The organism is Psychromonas sp. SA13A (assembly GCF_011378715.1).
Classification (GTDB): Bacteria; Pseudomonadota; Gammaproteobacteria; order Enterobacterales; family Psychromonadaceae; genus Psychromonas.
Genome location: NZ_WTKU01000048.1, coordinates 1 through 2,450, shown reverse-complemented (window position 1 = coordinate 2,450; position 2,450 = coordinate 1). Strand labels below are relative to the sequence as shown.

Genomic DNA, 2,450 nt, shown 5'->3' with positions numbered 1-2,450 from the left:
AGAGATAAGTACCAACTCATGACGTAATTTGTTTTCAGGTAACTGTTTAAGTTGGTTTACGTAATCAAAACCGGCTTCGTAAGCTGCTGCTTTATTTGTGAATGCATCAGTGCTGAAGTTTTTGTCAGAATGAACGACTTGAGTACCAGCAAAAACGCTTGAGCTGATAAGTAATGTTGCTGCTAGAGTTGTTAATTTTTTCATTTTGAATACCTTAAATAATTTGTTTATACATAGTTGTATTGAATGAGTGTTTAATGCGTTACCGCTGTTTCCTCACTCGATGTAGCTATTATGCCTATCATTTATGTGACCGTCATCACTCTATTTTTCCATTCATTGTGGCTTTTTTGTCACCAATCGAATTTAGAATGATAAAGGCTAGGTGATTGTTCACCGTTTACCTTGTTGTTTATTTACCTGTGACGTGGGCGTTGTTACTTCTTACTCACTCACATTAACAAGGTTTGAATCAGCCAACTCCTTTGCGTCATCTTGTTTTAATACAGACTCACTTTCAAAAGACCTACCTAGTGGAAAATAAATTTCCTTTATTGCAAATTATTTTGTAAGCGGTGTGTTTATTCATCTGTTATCACCTTTACAACAACCGTCATGTTTTACGCTTTATCGGTCGTTGTTGATGAAGATAATAGTCTTCATGAGGTTAATAGCAGGTTAAGAAATGACAAATAATTGAATTAATTTGTGCATCGTAAAGATGGTGATACGGATGGAATGAAGAAATGGTTCACTTTGTTGTGCTAATGAATAAACCCAGCAAGAACAGTGGTTAGATGTGTTTTTTATGATTGAAAGGATAATAGTCAGCTTGTTTTTAAAGTGAAGGTAAGTAGCTATTAACGGATAAATATATCCTTTTTGTCAAGAAGATAAGTCAATGAAAGCAATGCTCATAAGCACATTAAGTGGTAATAAAATTCAAATAAAAAAGCAAATAGAAACAAACAAAATACTAACGAGAATAAAAGTTCTGAGCGGTATTCTTGTATTTATAATTACTTTAAAAAAACTAAATAATTTGTTGTCATTTACTTACAAAAACAAAAAAACAGTATTAAAAAACGAAATATATTTTGCTGAAAACTACTTAAGATAAGCATTTTTATACTTAATAAATAGATCAATATTTTTAAAATAACGGTTAAAAGTTGAAACTTATTTGAGGAGTTTAAAGATTTCTTAAGAATTTAGTTTATAAAGTTGAATGTATTTTAACAGCTAGCGAATGATTTAATGGTGTCCATAGGTCACCATTAGTGAGTGACTAGAAAAGAACCAATAATTGCAGCGTTAATCGTCAATTTTTTCTGGCTTTATTATTATATTTTATTCGTTATATTCATTATTAGATTAAATACTAGGTTAACTGCCAGAAGAGTAAAAATTTGGCTCTGTTCCTGTTAATTGTTGTCTATACTTATAAGTGATCATAACGTATTAAAGGTAAAGACTATGAATACTAAATCGTTCGTTCAAAACCTTAACCAAATAACTGCAGCACTTATATCCATGACACCAGCGCAAAGAGAGGTAGTTCATCAATCAATTCGAGAATCTCAAGTCGAATTACCCACCAATGAACTATTTCAACCTATTTTTGATACCTCTTCTTCTTGCCCTCATTGCACTTCAACACATTTAAGAAAATGGGGGAAGTCAGGAGAAACACAAAGATATCGATGTAATCATTGTGCTAAGACCTTTAATATTAAGACAAAAACACCGTTAGCTAGATTAAGAAAATGTCATCTATGGGAAGAGTATGCACGCTGTATGGAGCTAAAGTTAACACTTCGTCAAGCAGCTTCTATTTGTCACATTAATCTAAAAACTGCTTTCTTATGGCGACATCGCTTTTTAATGGCTAATACAGCTAAAACACAAGATAAATTATCAGGAATAATTGAAGTTGATGAATTCTTTATGGCGTATTCTGAAAAAGGCTCTAAAAAGCTAACCAGAGGGCGAAAAGCGAGGAAACGCGGAGGTGATGCAGATAAAAGAACAAAGGATGATCAAGTTGCGATATTACTTTCAATTGATCGCAGTAAACATATAGTTAATAAGGTGTTAGCAGCGGATACAGCTTCAGAAATAGAAGCGAATTTCGAACCACATATCCTAAGTAACTCCGTACTTTGTAGTGATGGTGCATGGCCTTATGTGAATATTGCAGAGCACAAGAATTGTGTTCATAAACGATTAATCAATGGGAAAAATAGAGTAATAGAAAACATTTACCACATCCAAACCGTTAATGGTGCAATCACTCACTTTAAGAGTTGGGTGGTAGGCAAAATGAAAGGGGTGGCGACTAAGTATTTACCGCATTATCTAACTTGGTTTAGAGAAAGTAGCGCAAAGTATGATTTTCAACAAATTTTACTCGCCGCTTATAGGTGACAACAGTGTAATGGAACAGAGCC

2 protein-coding genes are annotated in these 2,450 nt (G+C 33.3%); one reads left to right on the top strand and one right to left on the bottom strand.

Annotated elements, in window-relative coordinates:
• Window positions 1-204, bottom strand: a 204-nt coding sequence (locus GQR44_RS19570) for a DUF3316 domain-containing protein (protein WP_166373234.1), incomplete at its 3' end; no start/stop codon positions are given.
• A gap of 1,272 nt (window positions 205-1,476) precedes the next feature.
• Here GQR44_RS19570 and GQR44_RS19565 point away from each other — a divergent pair.
• A complete protein-coding gene (locus tag GQR44_RS19565) occupies window positions 1,477-2,427 on the top strand; it encodes an IS1595 family transposase (RefSeq protein WP_166372148.1) in 951 nt (316 codons plus the stop codon).
• The last annotated feature ends 23 nt before the right edge of the window (window positions 2,428-2,450 follow it).

What these genes read in the sequence shown, in the direction of transcription:
- GQR44_RS19565 (WP_166372148.1), top strand. Translation starts at nt 1,477, where the DNA reads ATGAATACTAAATCGTTCGTTCAAAACCTTAACCAAATAACTGCAGCA.